The organism is Mucilaginibacter sp. PPCGB 2223 (genome assembly GCF_001705515.1).
Lineage (GTDB): Bacteria > Bacteroidota > Bacteroidia > Sphingobacteriales > Sphingobacteriaceae > Mucilaginibacter.
On record NZ_MDJS01000004.1, the window covers coordinates 415,045 to 436,336 of the forward strand.

The following is a 21,292-nucleotide window of genomic DNA, read 5'->3' on the forward strand; positions in this document are numbered from 1 at the left end:
ATACTAACTCGTATGATCGCAAACGATAACCCACTTTCCATCTATCTTTTTAAACCATAAAGTAAAATACCCGCCCACATCACCTTTCTCGCGTTTAAGGTGCCAGCCGCCTAAAACAAAGGCATTGGTTTTATCCAGCACGTCGACTTTGGTGATACTAAAAACAAGCTCGCCCATGGTAGCCTTATCCGGATAGCTTTTTTTGTAGTGATCGAGCGTGGTTTGCCAGCCGTAGGCGGGTGCTGTTTTGCCGACAAATACTAACGAATCGGATTTCCAGTACCCTTGCATAAATGCGTCGATATCGCCGCGGTTCCAGGCCAGTTGCTGGGTGTGCAGCACTTTTAAGATAGTTTCCCTATCCTGGGCATTGGCTTCAAATAAGCTGAAAGCCAAAAGCAGAAAGCTAAATGCTAAAAATTTCTTCATAGCTTAAAAATAGCAAAAGCTTTCGGCTTTCAGCCTTTTGCTTTCAGCTCAAAACAAACTCACAGGCGAAGTCAACAATTGTATAAAACTTTTCCTGACGAATAGGGCATTATAAAACATTTCCGACGCTTAAACCTTATAGCTTTGTAGCAAACCCTTTATCATTTCAACCTCTATGAAAAAACAAGTGCTCTGTTTTGGCGAAGTGCTCTGGGATGCCTTCGGCAATGATAAGAAACCGGGCGGTGCCCCCATGAATGTGGCTATGCATCTGGCCCGGCAGGGCGTCAGCTCTTCGTTACTGAGCAGGATAGGCAATGATAAGGAAGGCCTGGAATTATCTGAATTCTTAAAGCTGAACAAATTGCATTCGGGCCTGATACAGGTTGACGAGAAATTGCCAACCTGCAAGGTCGAAGTTCAGCTGGATGCACAGCACCAGGCAACTTATACCATTCCCAAACCCGTTTCGTGGGATTGTATACAAAATAACGAAACGGTTGCCGAGCGGATCAAACACATGTCGGCCATTGTTTTTGGCAGCCTTGCCTGCCGTTGCAAAACCAGCCGCAACACGCTTTTAGACCTGTTCGAGCAAAAAATGCTCAAAGTTTTTGATGTAAATCTGAGGCACCCGCATTACGAGCAATCCACCATACAGACGCTGGCCGCCGTAGCCGATGTGATCAAGATGAACGAGGAAGAGGCTAATTTATTGATCGGCAATTATAACGAACCACTGAAAGATAAGATCATCGAGTTTCAGCGTAAGTTTCACAGCCAGACCATTTGCGTAACCCGCGGCGAGAACGGCGCTATTGTTTGGCACAATGAAAAATTTTACGAACACCCGGGCTTTAACGTAGATGTGGCAGATACCGTAGGCGCGGGCGATGCCTTTTTGGCGACGTTTATTGCCGGCTTGCTGAATGAACAACCGATAGACCAGGTACTTGAACGCGCATGCGCAGTTGGAGCCTATGTAACTACCCAGCGTGGTGCAAATCCGGTTTATGATGATGCCCTAATAAATAACATTATTTCGACAGCCGAAATAGCTGTATCCTAAAACAAACTTTTATTTTTGTGCCGGTGATCAGAAAGATATCGGCATACCTGCTGGCTTTGTATTTCCTTGCGGGAAGTATGCTTTTGCCTTTGGGCGATTTTTCGCTCATCAAAGATCTGCCGCAAATGTACCGCGCCTACCAAAAGCTCGCGCCCGCGCAGGAACAGGATGTTTTTGATTTTATTGGCGATTACCTGTTAAATGGAAAGGCACTTTTGGGCCATAACAAACACGATGCGCCGGAATCGCCACAGTCGGGTATTCAATTTCAGCACGCTACCGTATCCTACGGTCTTACTGCCGCGTACATTCAGCTTGAGCAGGTGATTGTTAACGGGCAAACTATTGAGCACCTGCAAAACGACCTGCCGGTTAACACCTCCGACTTTTATCCGGAACTTTTCAGGCCGCCATCAGCAGCTTAAACAAAACGCTTCATAACGCTTCGGAGTGACACTGCTGAAGCATTTTGTTTAACCGGGTAGTTTTTAAACGCCCATTACTGCTATTTTTAAATGAAATACCATTTATTATTACTGCTGGCTATAATGGCTGGTCATATTGCCTGCGCTCAAAATACGCTGCGGGCCATTGTTAAAGACGATAAAACCAAACAGCCGCTCCCGGGCGCTACGCTTTATATAGCCGACCTGAAAAAAGGCGCTACCGCCGATACCTCGGGAAGGATTATATTATCCAACATCCCCGATGGAAAATACGAATTGAAATTTAGCTTCATCAGTTATTTTGGCCAGGATAAAACATTGGTATTCCCGCTTAAAAACCCTGACGAGGTTTTAGAGATCTACTTAGAGCCACAATCGGGCGAGCTGGCCGAAGTAGTGGTACAAACTACGCGCACCAACCAAAACCTGGCCGATATCCCGACAAGGGTTGAAGCCCTGCCGCAGGAAGAGCTGGACGAAAAAGGTACCATGCGCCCCGGCGACATTAAAATGCTGCTGGGCGAAAGTACGGGCATCAACGTACAGCAAACATCGGCGGTAAGCAGCACGGCCAATTTTCGCATTCAGGGTTTGGATAGCCGGTATACCCAATTATTGCAGGATGGCATGCCGTTGTACCAGGGCTTTTCGGGCGGGTTAAGTTTGATGCAGGTATCGCCGCTTAATCTGAAACAGGTGGAATTTATCAAAGGCTCAGCCTCTACTTTGTATGGTGGCGGCGCTATTGCGGGTTTGGTGAACCTGATCAGCAAAACGCCGCAAGCGCAGCCTGAGCTTACTTTTTTATTGAACCAAAACAGCGCGAGAGGACTGGATGTTAGCGGGTATTACGCTGAAAAGAGTAAACACGTGGGCACGACTATTTTTACATCGTACAATTATAATGGTGCCTATACCCCATCGCATACTGATTTTACGGCTGTACCACGAACACAGCGATTCAGCATTAATCCAAAAGTATTTCTGTATATGGATGATAAAAACAGCGGCTGGTTTGGGGTGAATGCCACTTATGAGGACCGCTTTGGCGGGGATAGACAGGTTGTTGACGGCAATGCGGATAACATTCACCAGTATTTTGAACGGAATGAAAGCTACCGTTTTTCGACGCAGTTGTCGTTTACACACAAAATAGATTCGGCGAGCCTGGTTAATTTTAAAAATACGATAGGATATTTTGACCGGCGGCTGGTGCAGCCCGGTTATACCTTCCGCGCAAAGCAAACATCGAGCTATAGCGAACTGAACTACGTTTACAGTGGTAAAAAAACCAATTGGGTTGCAGGTGTCGATTTGTGGTCGGATCATTTGAACGCTCCTGACCCTTTCGCGCAGTTGAGTTATGATCTGGATACTTATGGTGCTTTTGTGCAGAACACCTACCGCTTTACCAAATGGTTTGCGGTGGAGAGCGGCTTACGTTTGGATGGTAATTCGCCTGCGCCGATGAACGCCGGTAACGGGTTGTTTCTATTACCGCGCATTAACGGGCTGTTTAAGATCAATGAGCAACTGACCAGTCGTATCGGTGGCGGGTTGGGTTATAAGATGCCGACCATTTTTAACGATGACAGCGAAGAAAAAGGTTATCAATACCTGCAACCCCTGAACGTCAACAATACCGATGCCGAAAGATCGTACGGGGCTAACGGCGATGTGAACTACCGCCATACTATCGGTGATGTTTTGATCAATATCAATCAACTGTTTTTTTATACCAAAGTAAACCATCCACTTATTTTACAGGGTAATGCTTTTGTAAGCGTACCGGGATATTTGGATACTAAAGGCACCGAAACCAACATTAAACTATTGATGGACGAACTGGGTATTTACTTTGGTTATACACATACCGACACCAAACAACATTTTAACGGCATATCCTTAACACAAACGTTAACACCTAAAAACAAAATAAGCGCCGATGTGACTTACGAAATAGAAAACAGCTTTAGAGCAGGTGCTGAGGGTTTTTATACCGGTGAGCAGTTGCTGGGCGACGGCACAACCGGCCGGGGCTATTATACCTTTGGCCTGCTCATCCAAAAAATGTGGAAGCATTTTGATGTGTTTATCAATGGCGAAAACATCACCGACCAGCGGCAAAGCAAATGGGGCAGCATTTATACCGGCAGCATTACCAACCCGGCATTTAAAGATATTTATGCACCGCTGGATGGCGCGGTGTTTAATGTTGGGGTAAAAATTAAGCTGTTGTAGAAATATTTTAGCCCTTGCGCTCGTTTGCAACGAGGGCATAATGTGGCTTAGCGATTGTATCGCTTCATTGCGTTTTAAAACGCGGAACCATGTTAAGCACTCGTCAGGAGACGAGCGCAAGGTGCTGTAAAGTTGTGTTGGGGATAGAAGCGCCCGCCTGCCGGCAGGCAGGGATACCGGCCATGTGGCTAAGGCCTTGTGCAGTATGAGCGCCCGCCTGCCGGACGGGCAGGGAAAGCCCGGCCGCAGGCGGGCGCCCAAATTCGACTATTAAAATTACTCTGTGTATCGCTATGCTTTTCCCTTAGTGTGCTCTGTGATAAAAACCGCTTATAAAAATTAACCACAAAGAACACCAGGGGACACTGAGTGCACAGAGCTAATTGAGGTATATCTCCTGTAAAACCCTCGTCACACAAACGTAAACACACGGCTTGGTATTGGTTGCTATAAAACTAATAGCGTAAATTAGTCGTTAGTTAGGATTGAAAGGATAATATGCGTGGTTTTGGTTTTTCGAAGTTCATCCCCCGGCAAATACCCAAAGGCGGTTTTGACGAATTGCTGAAGTTGTTTTTAGAGCTGCTGAATTACACCGCGGGCGATGCCGGCGAGGCTTTGCAGTGGATGAACGAACTGGACAAGCAATACAAATTGACCAACGACCAGTACGGCATGGGCGATTTTATCGACGAGCTGAAAGCCCGTGGTTACCTGAACGAGGACGGCCAGACCGGCGATTTTAGCATCACCGCCAAAACCGAGCAGAGCATCCGCCAATCGGCTTTGGAAGAGATCTTCGGCAAGCTGAAAAAATCGGGTAAGGGTAATCACCGTACGCCGCAATCGGGACAGGGCGATGAAAAGAACTCGGAGCGCCGGGAGTTCCAGTTTGGCGATAGTTTGGACCAGATCGATATGACGCAATCGGTGCATAATGCGCAGGTAAACCATGGGATTGACGATTTCAGGCTCACGGAGCGCGACCTGGAAGTGGAGGAAATGGATTTCAAGACCCTCACTTCGACCGTGCTGATGATCGATATTTCGCACTCGATGATCCTTTACGGCGAGGACCGTATTACCCCCGCTAAAAAAGTGGCCATGGCATTAGCCGAGCTGATCCGCACCAAATACCCCAAGGATACGTTAGATATTGTTGTTTTTGGTAACGATGCCTGGCCGATAAGTTTGCAGGATTTGCCCTATTTACAGGTTGGGCCTTATCATACCAATACTTACGCGGGCTTAGAACTGGCAACCGATATTCTGCGCCGCCGTAAAACGCATAACAAGCAGATTTTTATGATTACCGATGGCAAGCCAACCTGTTTAAAGGAGGGTACGCGGTATTATAAAAACAGCATCGGGCTCGACCGTAAGGTGGTAAATAAAACGCTGAACATGGCCGCGCAATGCAAGCGCCTTAAAATACCGATCACGACGTTTATGATAGCCAAGGACCCGTACCTGCAACAGTTTGTGCGTACGTTTACCGAAACCAACGGCGGCAAGGCTTTTTACAGCTCGCTGAATGGTTTGGGGGAATATATTTTTGAGGATTATATCAGGAATAGAAGAAGGACGGTGCGGTAGAAGCCCCACCCAAACCCTCCCCGGTAGGGAGGGCTTTTTATAAATATTTACAATAATGAAAGTCTCCCCTACCGGGGGAGATTTAGAGGGGGCTAAATGAGCATACCAACTATAAAAACATTAGGCGAGTTAAAAAAGATCGGTTATGTAAGCCGATCGGTGAAAGAAGAACTTCGCGAAAATTTGATTGCGCAGCTGCAAAAAAGCGAGGGTGGCTTTGAGGGCATTATTGGTTATGAGGATACGGTGATCCCTGATCTGCAAACGGCTATCCTGTCGCGCCACAACATTTTGTTGCTGGGTTTACGCGGGCAGGCAAAAACACGGATTGCGCGTTTACTGGTTAACTTATTGGACGAGTACATTCCTTATATTGAAGGATCGGAACTATTTGATGATCCGCTGAACCCGATATCGTGGTTCGGGCATAACGAAGTAACCACCAAGGGCGATGCCACGCCTATTGCCTGGATGCACCGCAGCGAGCGTTATACCGAAAAACTGGCTACGCCGGATGTTACCGTTGCCGACCTGATCGGCGATGTTGACCCGATCAAAGCAGCGACTTTGAAACTGACCTACTCGGACGAGCGGGTACTGCACTTCGGTTTGATACCGCGCGCCCACCGGGGCATATTTGTAATTAACGAACTGCCAGACTTGCAGGCACGGATACAGGTATCCCTGTTTAACATCTTACAGGAAAAAGATATCCAGATACGTGGTTTTAAACTGCGTTTGCCGCTGGATATCCAGTTTGTGTTTACCGCCAACCCGGAGGATTATACCAACCGCGGATCGATAGTAACACCGCTGAAGGACCGTATCGAAAGCCAGATACTGACGCACTACCCGCGTTCGGTGGATATCTCACGTAAAATAACCCAGCAGGAAGCCTCCATCACACCCGAACAAAAAATAGCTGTGGAGGCTGATGGCCTGGTGAAGAACTTAGTGGAGCAGATCGCATTCGAAGCGCGTAATTCGGAGTATGTCGACAAAAAGTCAGGCGTATCTGCCAGGCTAACCATCTCGGCTTACGAAAATTTGATCAGCAATGCCGAGCGCAGGATGATCATCAACCGTGAGAAGAGCACTTTTGTGCGGATATCCGATTTTTTGGGTGTGATCCCGGCGATAACCGGCAAGATAGAACTGGTGTACGAAGGCGAATTGGAAGGACCGGCCAAAGTGGCCAATATCTTACTTGGTAAAGCCATAAAAGCACTTTTACTGCAATATTTCCCCGATCCGGAAAAAGCAAAAAAAACCAAAGCGCCGAATCCTTATGCCGAAATCATCAATTGGTTTGGGAACGGCAACACCCTGGCTATCGACGATAACATGTCGTTACAGGAATACAAAAAACTGTTGAACGCAGTACCAGGGTTGAAAGATGTGATCAAACAATTTCACCCGAAACTGACAGAGAATCAGCAATTTTTGCTGATGGAATTTGTACTGCACGGTTTGGCAGAGTTTTCGCAGTTGAATAAAGGTTTCCTGGATAACGGCTTCGCCTTTTCGGACATGTTTAACAGTTTGTTCAACCTGCAGCCCGATGACGAAGACGATATCGACGACGACCGTTATTAACAAACAATGCAACAGTTTATAACTATCCTTACTATAGCGGCTATACTTTTAGTGGCCGATGCCTATATCATCACCGGCGTACGAACCGGTTTAAAAAAATGGAAATTCACTGCTAAAAGAGCGTTTACCTGGTGGTACTGGGGAATCTCCATTTTTTTAATACTGGGGCTTTTTGCGAGTATTTATATCAAATTCGGCATTGGCTTTAAAGGGGCGATATTACTCATATTTTTTGTGATGCTGGGCGCCAAAATATTGTTCCTGCCGTTTTTGGTTGTGGATGATGTGCGCCGTTTGCTGTTATGGAAAGCTCGTAAGCATAACAGGCCGGAACCCGAATTCCCGGCAAGCCAGCCCGCGCCGGATACCATACCCCGTTCGGAGTTTTTAATGAAAGCCGGCCTGTTAGCCGGGGCATTGCCTATGGCATCGTTAGGATACGGCATCATCAACGGCGCCTACGAATATCGTGTTAAGCACCGCACCCTTTACCTGCCAAACTTACCCAAAGCTTTTGATGGCATTAAACTGGGGCAGTTATCCGATATCCATTCGGGTAGTTTTTATAATAAAAAGGCAGTTACCGGGGGCGTGGAAATGCTGCTGAAAGAAAAGCCCGACTTTATCTTCTTTACCGGCGACCTGGTGAACAACATCAGCAGCGAAATGCGCGATTACCAGGATATTTTTGCGAAAGTCAAAGCGCCGCTGGGTGTATATTCGTCGTTAGGCAACCATGATTATGGCGACTACCACAGCTGGCCGACACTTGCGGCCAAACAAAAAAATCTCGACGATTTAAAAGCCACCCATAAAAATATGGGCTGGGATTTGATACTAAATGATAACCGCCGCCTGAAAGTTGATGGAGAGGAGATCGGTATTTTAGGGGTGGAAAATTGGGGCAGTATGAGCCGTTTCCCTAAATATGGGCGGATAGACCTTGCCGAAAGAAATACGCAGGATCTGCCTGTTAAGCTGCTGCTCTCGCACGATCCATCGCACTGGCGGGCACAGGTTTTAGATCACAAAGATATCGACGTGATGTTTGCGGGCCACACACACGGTATGCAGTTCGGCATCCAGACCAAACATTTTCAGTGGAGCCCGATACAGTATGTTTATAAGGAATGGGCAGGCCTTTACCGTGAGGGCAATCAGCAATTATATGTAAATACCGGGTTTGGCTTTTTAGGATATCCGGGAAGAGTTGGAATATTGCCCGAAATAACGATATTTACATTGAAAGCCGCTGCCGACCCGGCGCTCAAAGGCAAAACAGCATAAAAAGCAGGCTGTACGGGCGGTATTGCTTTGCGATACCATGAAAAAAATTTTTCAGCCTATACTGGATTTTGTGCTGTTCAGTAACCTGTTTATGGCGCTTTGCGCTGTTGCACAGGGTTTACTCACCCTGGCGCTGATAGGCAGCCCGCCTATCTATCCTTTACTGGCCCTGCTGCTCACATCCACGCTTGTTACCTATAACGTCAGTATATTTTTAAGCAAACCCAAGGACCCTCAAAAATCGGAATACAAACGCGTGCGCTGGTTTTTTGCGCATAACCGGCTGATGTACACCATCACCATTATTTGTACTTTACTGCTTATCCCGCTTTTTTGGATGCTGTGTTTTGAGTGTAAGCTGCTGGTGATATTTTTGGGTTTTATATCTATCGGGTATAGCTTACCTTTATTTTCGATAGGCGACCAACGGTTTGGCCTGCGCAATATACCAGGGTTAAAATCGCTGATGATCACCAGCGTTTGGGTATTAAGTTGCGTATTGCTGCCCATATTCGAGGCCGAAAGCCAGCATTTGGCCGATACCTCGCTGCGCAATACCGCGATATTGTTCAGCAAGCGTTTCCTGTTTGTTTTTGCTTTGACCATTCCGTTCGATATACGCGACCTGTTTAGCGATCTGAAAACCGGCGTAAAAACTATCCCGGTATTGATCGGCGAACGGCGCGCCTACCTGTTTTGCCAGGCTTTATTGGCGGGCTATTTAATCTTACTTTTCACTTTTAATAATAATGGTTTTAACCGCGATTTCTTCGCGCTTGGCTTAACGGTTTTATTGATGGGCTGGCTCATTTTTAAATCAGAATGGGAAAAGAACGAATACTATTACTTTTTGTATATGGATGGGGTGCTGATACTGCAATATTTGTTCCTCGTTGTCTTCAGGTTGTTTTAACCACAGCTTATGCCATCCAACTATGATAATTCGGCCGGCTTCTACGACAGGCTTTCGCGGTTGTTTTTTGGCAGGGCGCTTATCAATTCGCAGGTTTATCTATTGAATTATATCCCGGAAGGGGCCAATATTTTGATCGTTGGAGGCGGTACGGGCTGGATACTGGAAAAAATAACCAAACTGCATCCATCGGGATTGAGCATTACTTACGTGGAGATATCGGCTAAGATGACGGCGCTTGCCCGGCGGAGAAATTACGGCGCAAACGCGGTAGTCTTTATTAATAAACCGATTGAAGAGGTGGAAGATATGACCTTATACGATGTGATCATCACGCCGTTTTTATTCGATAATTTTACCGAGGCAACTATTGAAAATGTATTTGTGCATATGCACCGAAGTTTAAGGCCGGAGGGCTTGTGGTTGTGCACCGATTTTCAATTAACAGGGAAATTATGGCAGCGCGTTCTGTTAAAATCGATGTATTACTTTTTCAGGGTATTGTGCCGTATAGATACGACCAGCATGCCCGATATAGAAAGCCGGTTTGTAAAATACGGGTATAAAAAAACAGCCGACAAAGCGTTTTTTGGCGAGTTTATTATGTCGACAGTGTATCGACTTATTTGATAGCACGCTTTCGCTAAGCTGCGGCTAATCGTTATCTCTTAATTTTTCCGACAATTACAGCATATTCATCAGGATGCTCATTCGATACCTCTAATAACAATGCTTCTCCTACTTTAAAGGTATCTACCCGGACCGAAATCTGGTTTTCTATTAATTTCCCATTAAAGTTATATTCAACCTCCAATATTCTGTTTCCTCTTGAAGGTATATAACGTATCAACTTAGCGTTAACTAAACTGCTGTTTTTCAAAGCTGATCTTTCATCTATTTCATGCCAAATCCAGTAGGAAATAACAAAGACAATAAAAGCTACACCAAATCCTAAGTTAAGTCTGTTGTTTCTTCTTTCGTTGCTATTGCTATTCATTAATGACAGCAGTTTATTAAATCTTGCTTCCTGATTCTTGCTTCTTGACTCTATTTCCTTATTCCGACGAAAATTTATAACCGATGCCCCTAACGGTTTGCAGGTATTGAGGCGAATCGGGGTTGATCTCGATCTTTTTACGCAGCCTTACAATGTGCATATCCAGCGTGCGGGTATTTACATCGGTATTATAGCCCCAAACCTCCATCATCAGTTCTTCGCGGTTAATTACCTTGTTCTCGTTCTTTAAAAAGTACAGCAGGATGCGGTTTTCGAGGATGGTGAGCTCGATCTTTTTACCATCGCGTATCAGCGTGTGGGTATTGGGGTGGTGCTCCATATTGGCGAATTTGTACGATTCGCTCTTCTCGCTGTTGAGCGTGAACTTGATCTTATTGTCGATCATCGCTACCAGCACATCCATATTAAATGGTTTGGTGATATAGTCGGATACGCCGAACTGGTAGGCTTCTATCTTATCAATATCCTGCGCTTTGGCAGTCATCATAATCACCAGCTTATCAAACCCCTTTTCGCGGATAGCGGTACATACTTCGGAGCCCTGCTTGCCTGGCAGCATCCAGTCGAGCAGTACGATATCCGGTTTCTGGTCGAGGATCATTTTCTCGGCTTCGTCGCCGTCGGCGGCTTCCAATACCTTGTAGCCTTCGAGCTCTAAACGCTCGGCAACTAAAAACCTTAAGTTTTCGTCGTCCTCAACCAGGGCGATCTTTATTTCTTTATTGTTCATATATCAGGGGTTAATAGGCAATATAATTTTAAATTCGGAACCTTCGGCCAACTTACTCTTAACGGTGATATCGCCGTTCATAAAATTAACAAGTTCTTTACAGAAAGCCAAACCCAAACCAACGCTCCCATTTTGGTTGTACTGGCTTTCGATGCGATAAAACTTACGGAATATATTATCAACCTCGCGTTTGGGTATGCCGATACCCTTATCCTTAAATGAAAAAACGATATCTTTTTTAACACGCTCCACCGTGATATGCTGCTCTTTACGGTTAGGCGGCGAGTATTTATAAGCGTTCTCGATCATGTTCTGAAAGATGCTGCCCAGCAGCACCGGGTCGGATTGGAAGGTCTGCACATTTTTAATATCATAGCTGAGTTTAAAATCGGGATATTTAATTTTAAAGGTATTGATGTATTTGTCGACAAATTCATCCAGTTTGATCTCCTCCTTTTTGATCAGTATCGACCGGTTCTCGAGTTGGGTGAACGAGAGCAGCCTGTTCATCAGTTCATTGAGTTTATCTGCTTCCTGATCGAGTATCTTACCGTAATGCATCCGTTGCCTGTCTGACAGTTCGGCATCGCTGCGCAGGTTCGATCCGGCAATTTTGATCACGCTCACCGGTGTTTTAAATTCGTGGGTAAAGTTGTTGATGAAATCGTACTGGAGCTTAAACAGCTTGTGATTAACGTTGAGGTTGCGATAGATCAGCCAGCCGATGATAAGCAAAAAGATATAAATAGCGATGATGATACCGGCCGACGGTAAAAAACGTCTAAAAACCTCTGTTTGGCCAAAATTAGCGTCGGACTGGAAGTACAACTTATATCCCGAAAAAGCGCCGGGCAGAGCAATTTCGTCGGTAATGAGCTTCTCCCCGGCATTGGCGTCTAAAGGATAATAGAGCACCTGTTGTATGCTGATATGCTGATACAGCTCGGGGTGGGTATTTTTAACAACGAGGTTGGTTGGCGTAAGATTAAACACCATCAAATCCTGCGGGTAGACAGATGAAGATGTTTTACTCGTTAGCAAATCCTTATATATCCTTAAAAACTCGAGGCTCGGGTTATTGATATAGCTTATTTTGTTGGGCTTGATATCGTAAAAAGTACTGAAAGTTTCTTCGGATGTATAGGTGCGCGAAGTATCCACTTCCTGTATGAAGTTACCCAGCTTTAAAGCCATCAGGTTAAAATCATCTTTGCGCTTTACTTCCTTATCGCTGATGGTTTTAGTTTGTATTATGCCGGTATCCCTGGCGGATGGGGTAAAGTGATAGGCGTTCCGTACCACCTGGTTCAACCTTTCGGTATGCACGCCTTGCGGGTCGGGGTGGTTGCTTATCTCGAAATGATAAAAATCGACGCTTTTTACAAAGGGATATGTTTTAAAAACCGATGAGGCATACTCGGTTGCCGAGGCCTTGTTGAGGTATCCCTGGTAAGAGGTGATACGGGGAATTTTATTGTAAAAAAAATCGTTATAGGGCCTGATTGTCTGCTCCAGTACTTCAATTTTTTTCGACGAAAATTCGTTGGTTACGTATTTGCGGGTAAGGCTGTAGGTAATGAGCAACGCAACAACTAAAATGGCCGAAAGCAGCACAATAAATGCGATGATCAGCGAAAAGTTTTTGCGGTATACACTTTTCTGTTTCGTCATGTAGCCGTTGGCATCACTTTTTATCCTGCAGGTTAGCAGCCAGGAACTTTTCGAGCTCAGTATAGATCAGCAACCTGTTACTTTCGCGAACGCCCCCATTACCACCACCCCCATGCCTGTATTGACCGGGCATTTTACCGTGCCCTCCTCCGGGAGGCCCCCCGGGCATCCTGATATTTTTATAGGTAACGGGCACGCCGCGGCGTTTAAGCTCGGTTACATACTGGTTAACTTCGGTAGTGTTGGTACGCTGGTTTTCGCGCTGCACAAATAACAATGGTACTTTTAGCTTGTCGGTATTAAATACGGGCGATATGGCACGGAACTGATCTGCATCCGCAGCGTTTTCGGGGTTGCCCACCATCTCGTAACGCATGCTGAGCATGGCTTTGTAAAATGGCGGGATATCGCGCACATAGGTAAACAAATTGATGAGCGGGTTTTGCACAGCCACGCAATTGTACATACCCGGGTGAAACGATGCGCCGTATAAGGCCGAAAAACCACCAAAGCCCGCTCCGTAGATAGCAATTTTTTTAGGATTGGCTATCTTTTGATCGATGAGCCAGTTTACACCATCTGTAATATCCTGCTGCATTTTACCGCCGGCCTGTTTAAAACCCGCGCTGAAAAAAGCTTTACCATACCCCGCAGAGCCACGGTGGTTCACCTGGAAAACAGCATACCCCCGATTGGCCAGAAACTGTACCTCGGCACTATACCCCCAGCTGTTGCGTTTCCAGGCGTCGTTGTGAGGGATGACCACGACCGGCAAATTTTCGCCGCCGGTGTTTTGCGGCAGTGTTAGGTAACCGTTGATAACCATACCGTCGCCGGCTTTGAATGATATGGCTTTCATTTCGCACAAATCAGCCGGATTGATATCGGCATTCATATCGGCCAGTTTCACCAGCGACTTATCGGCCTTAGTGTACAAATAGTACGCGCCCGGATTACGGTCGCTGTAGGCGTTGATGATCATCTTGTCTTCGGTACTGTCACGGTCAACTATCCGCACCTCGTTACCGGGTAGTTTAGCCAAAAGATCGTTGTAAATGGCTTTGATCTGCGCATTTAAAAAATAATGCTGCGGCTTGGCCTCTTCCCAGCTTACACCATCCAGCCGGTGTTTGCTTCGCAGGTAGATCACGTCCTCAATATCGGCTTTATCATTACTAAAAATAACTTTCTCGTCTTTAATATTCGTCGCGTTGATCTCCATCAGCGCAGTTTTGTCGCGATCGACGTTTGATAAGGCATAGAAATGGGTCCTGTCGTCGCTAAAAACAATCGGCTCCACCCTGTTTTTAAAGTTATTGACGATGATCGGGGTAAATTTGGCATCATCATTAGGGCGATAGAGTATGCTTTCGTTAACCCCGTCGGATGCTTTGGCCAGGCGTATTTTTCCATCCGGATCTGATACCCATTCGGTAACATTACCAGGGTTTTTAAGGTACATCTTTTTTTCGCCTGTTTTGGTATTCAGCCAGTAAACATCGAGGGCGGTCGAGTCGCGCTCGTTGGTAGTACAGGTTATCACATCGGGATCTTTGGTTTTGCGGGTAAGTACCCTGAAAGCCACTTTGCCTGCCTTAAATAAACTATGCCATTGCAATGTGCCGACATCAATTGCCGATAGTTCGAACTCATTGCTCTCAAAACTGTATTTCGGTATGATGATCTGGTTACTGTAGGTCCAGAAATAATCTCCCCGCACATCCGAAAGACCTGATACCGAACGCTCCTTACCATCGGCAAGCGAACGGATAACCAGCGTTTGCTGCCGTTTATGATTGATGAGGTAAGATATATTCTTCCCATCGGGCGAGATATGGTAATTGCTTTTGGTGGTTTCGTTAAAAAAATTGCCAACGGGTATGAGTACAGGAGCTTTGCCCCCGCATGAATATATACTGATAACTATCGCTACAAATAAAAACTTCTTAATCCTGCTCAGCATTCTTCGGTGTTAAAGTCTATTTAGTTAATAGAATAGGTTAAATTAGGAAAAATGAAATGGATAAAGCAAAATGTCACCACAATTTTACCCTGTTGTAAATTTAAATAACTGAAACACAAGCTAAGCAATTTAAATTCGTTTTAATGTTTATTTTTGATTGTATGAGGATAGCGCTCGTTTTGTTTGTGATGACATTTACCGCGCTGGGCGCCTTTGCCCAGAATGACGAACTGCGCCTTGCCGGCCAGTATACCATGAACGGCGAAATGCAAAAAGCCGCCGATGTTTATCAAAAGCTGTACAGGCAAAATAACGAAACCTATTACCCCCTGTACTTTAACAGCCTGCTCGGCCTTAAAAAGTTCGACGAAGCCGAAAACATCACCAAAAAGATGCTAAAACAGCATCCGCAGGTTTACCTGTATACCATTGCACTTGGCCGCATTTACCGCGAAACAGGTAACCAGGAAAAAGCCGACGCAGTTTACGACGGCTTGTTAAAAAGCATGCCTGCCGATCAGAACGCTATCAACGATATTGCCTCACAGTTTTACCAGGCCGAAAACCTGGATTATGCCATTAAAGCATTTGTACAGGGCCGTAAGGTATTGCATAACGAGCAGTTGTTCACTAACGAGCTGATATCGCTTTACCGCTTTAAGCATGATAAGGTAAACATCGTAAACGAGTACCTAAACCTGCTGCAGGTTAGCCCCGAATATATTATACAGGCCAAAAGCGTTATCGCCAGCCAGTTTGATGGCGCTGCCGATTACAACATGCTTAAAATGGCCTTGCTCAAACTGATACAGCAATACCCGCAGCAAACCGTTTTTGCCGATATGCTTACCTGGCAATACCTGCAGCAAAAACAGTTTAACATGGCCATGAACCAGGCGCTTGCGCTAAACCGCCGCCAGAACGATGGCGGAAGCAGCATTTTGGAATTATGCCAGACGCTGGTTGCTAACCAGGCCTACGATGAGGCCATACGGGGCTACGATTATATTATCGCCAAAGGAAAGGATAACGACCTGTATGTGAATGCAAAGATCGAGCTGATCAACACCAAAAGCTTAAAAATAACCTCGGGCAAATACGAACAGGCCGACCTGATTGACCTGGAAAAGGATTACAACAGTTTGCTCGGCGAATTTGGCCGGAACCAGGGAACAGCCTTCGCCATGCAAAAGCTGGCTAAGCTGGAGGCTTTTAAGCTGCATAAATTTGCCGAGGCGCAAAAGCTCCTGGAAGAAGCTATCGCCATACCGGGTTTACGACCGGGGTTGTTAGCCGATTGCAAGCTCGACCTCGGCGACGTTTACCTGCTCAACAATAAACCCTGGGATGCGTCGCTCACTTATATGCAGGTACAATCTGACCAGCAGGGCAGCCCGCTGGCACAGGAAGCAAATTACCGCAATGCCAAATTAGCTTACTACACCGGCGATTTTACTTATGCCAAAGGACAGCTTGATGTGCTGAAAGCCGCCACATCGCAACTGATAGCTAACGATGCACTGAACCTTTCGCTGGTGATCAGCGATCATACGGTTTTCGATAGTACGGGTAACGCGCTTAAAATGTACGCCCGCGCCGACCTTGCGATATTTAAGGAAGACCCCGATAAGGCCATGCTCACATTAGACAGCATCGATAAGGTATATCCTAAAAACGACCTGATCTATGATATTTTGATGGCCAAGGCCCGTATCCTGATTCAAAAAAAGGATTATCAGCTTGCTGTGGCCCCGCTGAAAAAAATAGCTGAGGAAGGAAAAACCGACCTTTGGGCCGATGATGCCGTGTTTATGCTGGGTGATATTTACGAGAACCACCTCGACGATAAAACATCGGCGCAAGCCTGGTACCAAAAGATCATCAGCGATTACCCGGGCAGCCTGTGGATAAACGAAGCGCGAAAGCGCTTCAGGGTATTACGGGGCGATGTTATTCCTTCGGGCTCTTAAATATTTGGGTATTTTTGCAGCATGATCATTTTAAACGAGACCATCATCATCGACGAGGCCATACAGGCCGACTGGTTGAAATGGATGGGCAGTATATACATTCCGGGTGTAATGTCAACCGGTTATTTCAGCGGGCACCGGGTGCTTACCGTGCTCAATTCGCCCAATGAGGGCATTACTTATTGCCTGCAATTTGAAACCGACAGTATAGATAAATACCACGAGTACCAGCAAGGTATCGGCGTAAAAATAAGGGCGGCTCATCAAAAACAATTTGAAAACAGCTTTGTGCTATTTGAAACCATAATGCAACAGGTAAACTGATATGAAAGTAACTACTACACCTATTGAAGGATTATTGATTGTTGAACCGCGTATCTGGCCGGATGACCGCGGTTATTTTTACGAGAGCTACAATAAAAAGAAATATATAGATGCGGGCATCGATGTCGATTTTGTGCAGGATAACCAGTCGAGTTCGTCAAAAGGCACTTTGCGCGGCCTGCATGCGCAGGCGCCGCCTTTTGGCCAGGGCAAGCTGGTTAGGGTAACCCAGGGCCGGGTGATCGATGTAGCGGTCGATATCCGTAAAGCCTCACCTACTTACGGGCAGCATTTTAAGATCGAGCTAAGCGCCGAAAACCATTTACAGTTCTGGATACCGGAAGGTTTTTTACATGGCTTTTATACCCTGGAAGACGATACCGTTTTTGCTTATAAGATCACTAATTTTTACGATAAGGCCTCGGAGATAGGGGTTAAGATAACCGATAAATCGCTGGGGATTGACTGGGGCTTCCCTACAGATAACGTGCTGCTATCATCTAAGGACGAAGTTTTGCCCGATTTTAAGGATTTTGTCAGTCCGTTTTAAGATAGTTTGCAGGTGATTGTCGGTGAGGACACGTGAAGACACCGACAATGGCACAAATCTCCCGCGGCAGGGGGGAGACTTTAAACAAGCATTTTTTTAAGCACTCCCTTCCGGGGAGGGTTTGGGTGGGGCTACCGTAGCGCTTTAGGCATGCGCCCGTGCAGTAAAAACTCTGCCCAGGTATCGCTGCCGTTGCTTTTGGCTGCTTCCGAGGCCTTGTGCCAATCGTACGAACACTGTACCTGCTCGATACTGATGGAAGTACCATCGGCATGAATGATGGCGTATTTGGCGTGGGGGGTCATAGATTCCATCGCAAAACGGTGCTCGCCGTTGCCGAGGTATGCAGGCAGGCCTACACTGCCCGGGTTCAGGATGATCTTATCATTGCTTAAATATACCACCCTGCTTACATGCGAGTGGCCGCAAAGGATGATGCGTTCGCTGATGCCTTTTGTTTTTTCGATGAGTTCTTCGTCGTTATAAACAAATACGCCTTTTTCGGTTACTTTTTCGAGCAGATATTCATTGTCATTATCCGGTACACCGTGGCAGGCGAAGATCAGATCGTCCACTGTTAAAGTTAAGGGCAGCTGTTGCAAAAATTTAATGCTCTTTGGCGACAGCTCGGCTTTTACGCGTTCCATCTGGTCTTTTTGCGAAACTTTGCCCAGGCTTTCGAGTATCTCACGGTCGGTATTGCCGCGGATGCTGAGCATGGGGTTTTCGCGCAGTATCTGTGCTACACCTTCGGGCTCGAGCGCTCCGAAAAAGTGATCGCCTAAGTTGATGATGGTTTCGATCTGCCGGGCGTGAATATTTTTCAATACAGCCAGCAGCGCGAGCAGGTTACCGTGGATATCGGAGATGACGGCATAGCTTTTTTTCATCGCGGAAATGTTTGATGTTTAACAATTACAAAAGTAAATGTGTTTGGGGAGATTTTGGTTATAGGCAAGGGTTGATGCGAGACCGAAATTTGGTGTAAATTGGATTTAGTGTTAGCTAATAAATATAAGGGTTAATATTGGGGCGTTGCCTGCGGCCCGCGCTTTACGCTCATACGCCTTCAGGCCTTAGCCTCGGCCTGCCCTGAGCCCGTCGAAGGGCCGGTATCCCTGTCTGCCGACAGGCAGGCGCTCCAATCGCTAACGCAAAACACCCGTGTAGTTATAAATTGCATGCATAATAGTTCGAAATCAGGAGGAACTTCGAACAGCTTTTAAAGTTTTATCAGACCTATTTCGAGATCAAATTATACAGCTCATCCAGCTTCGGCGTGAGCACGATCTCGATGCGGCGGTTTTTGGCCAGCGCTTCGGGTGTGTTACCGGTATCGATTGGCTGGAACTCGCTTTTACCGGTGGCGGTTAAACGTACCGGGTCGATCTTTTCGACTTCGGTTAAGTAACGGGTTACCGAGGTGGCGCGCAGCACGCTCAGGTCCCAGTTATCTTTGATCTGGCCGAGGTTGATCACCTTTTTGTTATCGGTATTGCCTTCAACCGAGATGTTGATATCGGGCTCCTTATTTAATACCACGGCCAGTTGTTTTAAAGCGGCTTTGCCTTTTTCGTCGATCACGATACTGCCCGAAGGGAAAAGCAGTTTATCGGTAAGCGAAACGTATACCTTGCCGTTGCGGATATCGACACTCAAGCCACTTTGCTGAAAGCCCAGTAAAGCTTTTTGCAGTTTCTCTTTCAGGGCGTTGGTAGCGGCATCGCGTTTACGCAAAATTTCTTCCACTTCTTTTAAGCGGGCTTCGCGGGCCTGCAGATCGCTGGATAGCTGATTTACTTTTGAGGTGGTCGATGTCAGGTTATTATTCAGTGAGCTGTATTTATCGCTCAGGGCGTTATAGCTATCCTTTGCCGCAGCCAGTTGGCCCTGCAGGTCGGCTATTTCGCGGTGCAGTTTGGCGGTATCGCTTTGCAGGCGCGAAACCTGTGCTTCGAGCGTGCCGGTGCGGGTGGTGAGCGAATCCTGAGTAGCTAATAAGGCTTTATATTTTTTTGGCGAAAGCACCACGCAGGAGTGCAGTACAAAGCATGCGGAAATCAGACAAAGGATGTGTTTTACTTTCATGGGCCGGTAGTGTTTGCGTATATGCAATAATAACGATTAAATATTAAGCCAATGCGTTTTTTAAGAAAGTTGTGAGCGGGTAAATATAGCCCAGCACCTCGGCTACCCGTTTAGGCGAATCTTTCTTCATCATCTCGGCATCGGTTAGCTGATGCAGGGCGGCAAAGCTTTTGAGCTTGATGAGGCTGATGTTTTCGTTATCAGGTTCATATTCGCGCGGGGCGCCTTTGAGCTGTTCCTGATGGCGGAACTCGCCGAAGAGCTTTTTGAATTCGGGCCGGTCGATGATCTTTTTCAGGTCGTCGCCATTATAATCTATCTCCTGGCGGATGAGCTTGAGGTGATCGCCTTCGGGCATCCAGTAGCCGCCGCCGGCCAGGTTACGGCCGGGCTGTACCTGCACATAGTAACCGATATGCACTTTGGTATTGCGCAGGTTACCGATACCGAAATTATCTTTATACGGCGTTTTATCTTTACTGAAGCGGATATCGCGGTAGATGCGCATCACGCACTTTTTAGGGTCGAGATCGGCAGCTACGGCTTTATCAAAACGGTTGAGCTCTTTGATGAGCTCGCCGGTAAAATCCTGTACGTTTTCTTTAGCTTCTTCGTAGCGTTGTTTGTTATCGGTAAACCACTCGCGGTTATTGTTTGCGGCCAGATCGGATAAAAAGTTAAACGTGCTTTGGGTTATCATCGGTATCTAAGTGTGGTTGGTAGTGCACTTTGGGCGAGAGCCAATATAGCAAAAACACACGCGAGTAACGAAACGTTAAGGGCGATAACAGGAAACATCCACCTAAAATTACGGCGATATACAACCAGGGCGAATCGGTATTGTGGGTAAGGAGGTAAGTACCCGTCCACAAGGCACCGGCATACATCACATTGAGCGCGTAGCTTACATACATGGCGGCATAAAAATAGCCCGGTTCGATCTCGAAGCGCATACCGCAATGCGGGCAAAACTCATTTATTTTATTCGAACCAAAATTGTATGCGCCACCCTGAAACATATTGCCGCGGCGGCAACGGGGGCATTTGGCATGGAGCATAGCCCACGATTTTGAAGTTTGGGGCATTGGAGTGTTATTTAATCCCCGTAAGGGAAATTAGTTAAGATTAAGTTTTTCGCTGCGCATGTTGAGTTCAACATTTTTGCGGCGGTATTTTTTATACCATAAAAAGCCAACAGCTGCAACTGCGAGATAAGGAGCTGCCAGCAAATACATAATACCATGATTAAGGCCGTTGGCCTGTTTGCCGCCGTTTTGCTTATTACTCTCCACATTAACCGAACACACGGTGCACTGGGCCTTTACCGGCTTACCCGGCAGGGTTAAACCTAATACGGCTACAAACAGCAATAGCTTTAAGTATTTCATGCAGCAAATTTAC

General features: G+C 46.4%; 21 protein-coding genes. 11 read left to right on the forward strand and 10 right to left on the reverse strand.

What is annotated here, in order from left to right:
• Positions 1 to 3: 3 nt before the first annotated feature.
• Entirely contained in the window at positions 4 to 429 is a 426-nt protein-coding gene (locus BEL04_RS20160) for a DUF4440 domain-containing protein (RefSeq protein ID WP_066006866.1), read from the reverse strand.
• A 175-nt stretch (positions 430 to 604) separates the two neighbouring features.
• On the opposite strand from BEL04_RS20160, the gene BEL04_RS20165 reads away from it, so the two are divergent.
• The 8 genes from BEL04_RS20165 (at position 605) to BEL04_RS20200 (ending at position 10,207) form a co-directional block, all read left to right on the forward strand.
• The gene (locus tag BEL04_RS20165) at positions 605 to 1,498 is read left to right on the forward strand and encodes a carbohydrate kinase (RefSeq protein ID WP_066006868.1); all 894 of its coding nucleotides are present in this window, start codon (positions 605 to 607) and stop codon (positions 1,496 to 1,498) included.
• Positions 1,499 to 1,521: 23 nt separating this feature from the next.
• Positions 1,522 to 1,923, forward strand: a complete 402-nt coding sequence (locus tag BEL04_RS20170; RefSeq protein ID WP_139113124.1) for a hypothetical protein — start codon at positions 1,522 to 1,524, stop codon at positions 1,921 to 1,923.
• A gap of 90 nt (positions 1,924 to 2,013) precedes the next feature.
• Entirely contained in the window at positions 2,014 to 4,185 is a 2,172-nt protein-coding gene (locus BEL04_RS20175; protein ID WP_066006876.1) for a TonB-dependent receptor, read from the forward strand.
• 498 nt (positions 4,186 to 4,683) lie between these two features.
• Positions 4,684 to 5,781: a VWA domain-containing protein gene (locus BEL04_RS20180; RefSeq protein WP_066006878.1), complete on the forward strand. Its 1,098-nt coding sequence runs from the start codon at positions 4,684 to 4,686 to the stop codon at positions 5,779 to 5,781.
• Positions 5,782 to 5,877: 96 nt separating this feature from the next.
• Positions 5,878 to 7,377, forward strand: coding sequence for a sigma 54-interacting transcriptional regulator (locus BEL04_RS20185; protein WP_066006880.1), 1,500 nt, complete (start codon positions 5,878 to 5,880; stop codon positions 7,375 to 7,377).
• 6 nt (positions 7,378 to 7,383) lie between these two features.
• The gene (locus tag BEL04_RS20190) at positions 7,384 to 8,664 is read left to right on the forward strand and encodes a metallophosphoesterase (protein WP_066006884.1); all 1,281 of its coding nucleotides are present in this window, start codon (positions 7,384 to 7,386) and stop codon (positions 8,662 to 8,664) included.
• A 37-nt stretch (positions 8,665 to 8,701) separates the two neighbouring features.
• The gene (locus tag BEL04_RS20195) at positions 8,702 to 9,577 is read left to right on the forward strand and encodes a UbiA family prenyltransferase (RefSeq protein WP_066006887.1); all 876 of its coding nucleotides are present in this window, start codon (positions 8,702 to 8,704) and stop codon (positions 9,575 to 9,577) included.
• A 9-nt stretch (positions 9,578 to 9,586) separates the two neighbouring features.
• Positions 9,587 to 10,207 carry a class I SAM-dependent methyltransferase gene (locus BEL04_RS20200; RefSeq protein ID WP_066006889.1) on the forward strand — a complete coding sequence of 207 codons (621 nt, stop codon included), beginning with the start codon at positions 9,587 to 9,589 and terminating at the stop codon, positions 10,205 to 10,207.
• 31 nt (positions 10,208 to 10,238) lie between these two features.
• On the opposite strand, the gene BEL04_RS20205 is transcribed toward BEL04_RS20200, so the two are convergent.
• The 4 genes from BEL04_RS20205 to BEL04_RS20220 are packed head-to-tail and all read right to left on the reverse strand — an operon-like array spanning position 10,239 to position 14,959.
• On the reverse strand, positions 10,239 to 10,574 hold the full coding sequence (locus BEL04_RS20205; RefSeq protein WP_066006891.1) for a hypothetical protein: 336 nt from the start codon (positions 10,572 to 10,574) through the stop codon (positions 10,239 to 10,241).
• 58 nt (positions 10,575 to 10,632) lie between these two features.
• Positions 10,633 to 11,325: a response regulator transcription factor gene (locus tag BEL04_RS20210; RefSeq protein WP_066006892.1), complete on the reverse strand. Its 693-nt coding sequence runs from the start codon at positions 11,323 to 11,325 to the stop codon at positions 10,633 to 10,635.
• Positions 11,326 to 11,328: 3 nt separating this feature from the next.
• The gene (locus tag BEL04_RS20215) at positions 11,329 to 12,996 is read right to left on the reverse strand and encodes a sensor histidine kinase KdpD (RefSeq protein WP_066006893.1); all 1,668 of its coding nucleotides are present in this window, start codon (positions 12,994 to 12,996) and stop codon (positions 11,329 to 11,331) included.
• Between the two features lie 13 nt (positions 12,997 to 13,009).
• Positions 13,010 to 14,959: a prolyl oligopeptidase family serine peptidase gene (locus BEL04_RS20220; RefSeq protein ID WP_066006894.1), complete on the reverse strand. Its 1,950-nt coding sequence runs from the start codon at positions 14,957 to 14,959 to the stop codon at positions 13,010 to 13,012.
• A 161-nt stretch (positions 14,960 to 15,120) separates the two neighbouring features.
• Here BEL04_RS20220 and BEL04_RS20225 point away from each other — a divergent pair, with 161 nt between their 5' ends.
• From BEL04_RS20225 to rfbC, 3 genes are read left to right on the forward strand one after another with little or no spacing between them, the layout of a single operon-like run.
• Entirely contained in the window at positions 15,121 to 16,929 is a 1,809-nt protein-coding gene (locus BEL04_RS20225; protein WP_066006896.1) for a tetratricopeptide repeat protein, read from the forward strand.
• A gap of 21 nt (positions 16,930 to 16,950) precedes the next feature.
• Positions 16,951 to 17,253: a DUF4286 family protein gene (locus BEL04_RS20230; RefSeq protein WP_066006901.1), complete on the forward strand. Its 303-nt coding sequence runs from the start codon at positions 16,951 to 16,953 to the stop codon at positions 17,251 to 17,253.
• A gap of 1 nt (position 17,254) precedes the next feature.
• On the forward strand, positions 17,255 to 17,803 hold the full coding sequence (gene rfbC / locus BEL04_RS20235) for a dTDP-4-dehydrorhamnose 3,5-epimerase (RefSeq protein WP_066006903.1): 549 nt from the start codon (positions 17,255 to 17,257) through the stop codon (positions 17,801 to 17,803).
• A 131-nt stretch (positions 17,804 to 17,934) separates the two neighbouring features.
• Here rfbC and BEL04_RS20240 read toward each other — a convergent pair whose 3' ends face one another.
• The 5 genes from BEL04_RS20240 to BEL04_RS20260 form a co-directional block, all read right to left on the reverse strand.
• Complete coding sequence (locus tag BEL04_RS20240) at positions 17,935 to 18,693, reverse strand: metallophosphoesterase (RefSeq protein ID WP_066006905.1); 759 nt, start codon at positions 18,691 to 18,693, stop codon at positions 17,935 to 17,937.
• 349 nt (positions 18,694 to 19,042) lie between these two features.
• On the reverse strand, positions 19,043 to 19,891 hold the full coding sequence (locus BEL04_RS20245; RefSeq protein WP_066006907.1) for an OmpA family protein: 849 nt from the start codon (positions 19,889 to 19,891) through the stop codon (positions 19,043 to 19,045).
• 43 nt (positions 19,892 to 19,934) lie between these two features.
• The gene (locus BEL04_RS20250) at positions 19,935 to 20,591 is read right to left on the reverse strand and encodes a DUF2461 domain-containing protein (RefSeq protein WP_066006909.1); all 657 of its coding nucleotides are present in this window, start codon (positions 20,589 to 20,591) and stop codon (positions 19,935 to 19,937) included.
• Entirely contained in the window at positions 20,569 to 20,976 is a 408-nt protein-coding gene (locus tag BEL04_RS20255) for a DUF983 domain-containing protein (RefSeq protein ID WP_066006910.1), read from the reverse strand. Before BEL04_RS20255 ends, BEL04_RS20250 begins: the two co-directional genes overlap by 23 nt.
• 30 nt (positions 20,977 to 21,006) lie before the next feature.
• Positions 21,007 to 21,279, reverse strand: a complete 273-nt coding sequence (locus BEL04_RS20260; protein WP_066006912.1) for a hypothetical protein — start codon at positions 21,277 to 21,279, stop codon at positions 21,007 to 21,009.
• Between the last annotated feature and the right edge of the window lie 13 nt (positions 21,280 to 21,292).

Coding starts and splice junctions, on each gene's coding strand:
- BEL04_RS20160 (WP_066006866.1), bottom strand. CDS start 429: ATGAAGAAATTTTTAGCATTTAGCTTTCTGCTTTTGGCTTTCAGCTTA.
- BEL04_RS20165 (WP_066006868.1), top strand. CDS start 605: ATGAAAAAACAAGTGCTCTGTTTTGGCGAAGTGCTCTGGGATGCCTTC.
- BEL04_RS20175 (WP_066006876.1), top strand. CDS start 2,014: ATGAAATACCATTTATTATTACTGCTGGCTATAATGGCTGGTCATATT.
- BEL04_RS20180 (WP_066006878.1), top strand. CDS start 4,684: ATGCGTGGTTTTGGTTTTTCGAAGTTCATCCCCCGGCAAATACCCAAA.
- BEL04_RS20185 (WP_066006880.1), top strand. CDS start 5,878: ATGAGCATACCAACTATAAAAACATTAGGCGAGTTAAAAAAGATCGGT.
- BEL04_RS20190 (WP_066006884.1), top strand. CDS start 7,384: ATGCAACAGTTTATAACTATCCTTACTATAGCGGCTATACTTTTAGTG.
- BEL04_RS20195 (WP_066006887.1), top strand. CDS start 8,702: ATGAAAAAAATTTTTCAGCCTATACTGGATTTTGTGCTGTTCAGTAAC.
- BEL04_RS20200 (WP_066006889.1), top strand. CDS start 9,587: ATGCCATCCAACTATGATAATTCGGCCGGCTTCTACGACAGGCTTTCG.
- BEL04_RS20205 (WP_066006891.1), bottom strand. CDS start 10,574: ATGAATAGCAATAGCAACGAAAGAAGAAACAACAGACTTAACTTAGGA.
- BEL04_RS20210 (WP_066006892.1), bottom strand. CDS start 11,325: ATGAACAATAAAGAAATAAAGATCGCCCTGGTTGAGGACGACGAAAAC.
- BEL04_RS20215 (WP_066006893.1), bottom strand. CDS start 12,996: ATGACGAAACAGAAAAGTGTATACCGCAAAAACTTTTCGCTGATCATC.
- BEL04_RS20220 (WP_066006894.1), bottom strand. CDS start 14,959: ATGCTGAGCAGGATTAAGAAGTTTTTATTTGTAGCGATAGTTATCAGT.
- BEL04_RS20225 (WP_066006896.1), top strand. CDS start 15,121: ATGAGGATAGCGCTCGTTTTGTTTGTGATGACATTTACCGCGCTGGGC.
- BEL04_RS20230 (WP_066006901.1), top strand. CDS start 16,951: ATGATCATTTTAAACGAGACCATCATCATCGACGAGGCCATACAGGCC.
- rfbC (WP_066006903.1), top strand. CDS start 17,255: ATGAAAGTAACTACTACACCTATTGAAGGATTATTGATTGTTGAACCG.
- BEL04_RS20240 (WP_066006905.1), bottom strand. CDS start 18,693: ATGAAAAAAAGCTATGCCGTCATCTCCGATATCCACGGTAACCTGCTC.
- BEL04_RS20245 (WP_066006907.1), bottom strand. CDS start 19,891: ATGAAAGTAAAACACATCCTTTGTCTGATTTCCGCATGCTTTGTACTG.
- BEL04_RS20250 (WP_066006909.1), bottom strand. CDS start 20,591: ATGATAACCCAAAGCACGTTTAACTTTTTATCCGATCTGGCCGCAAAC.
- BEL04_RS20255 (WP_066006910.1), bottom strand. CDS start 20,976: ATGCCCCAAACTTCAAAATCGTGGGCTATGCTCCATGCCAAATGCCCC.
- BEL04_RS20260 (WP_066006912.1), bottom strand. CDS start 21,279: ATGAAATACTTAAAGCTATTGCTGTTTGTAGCCGTATTAGGTTTAACC.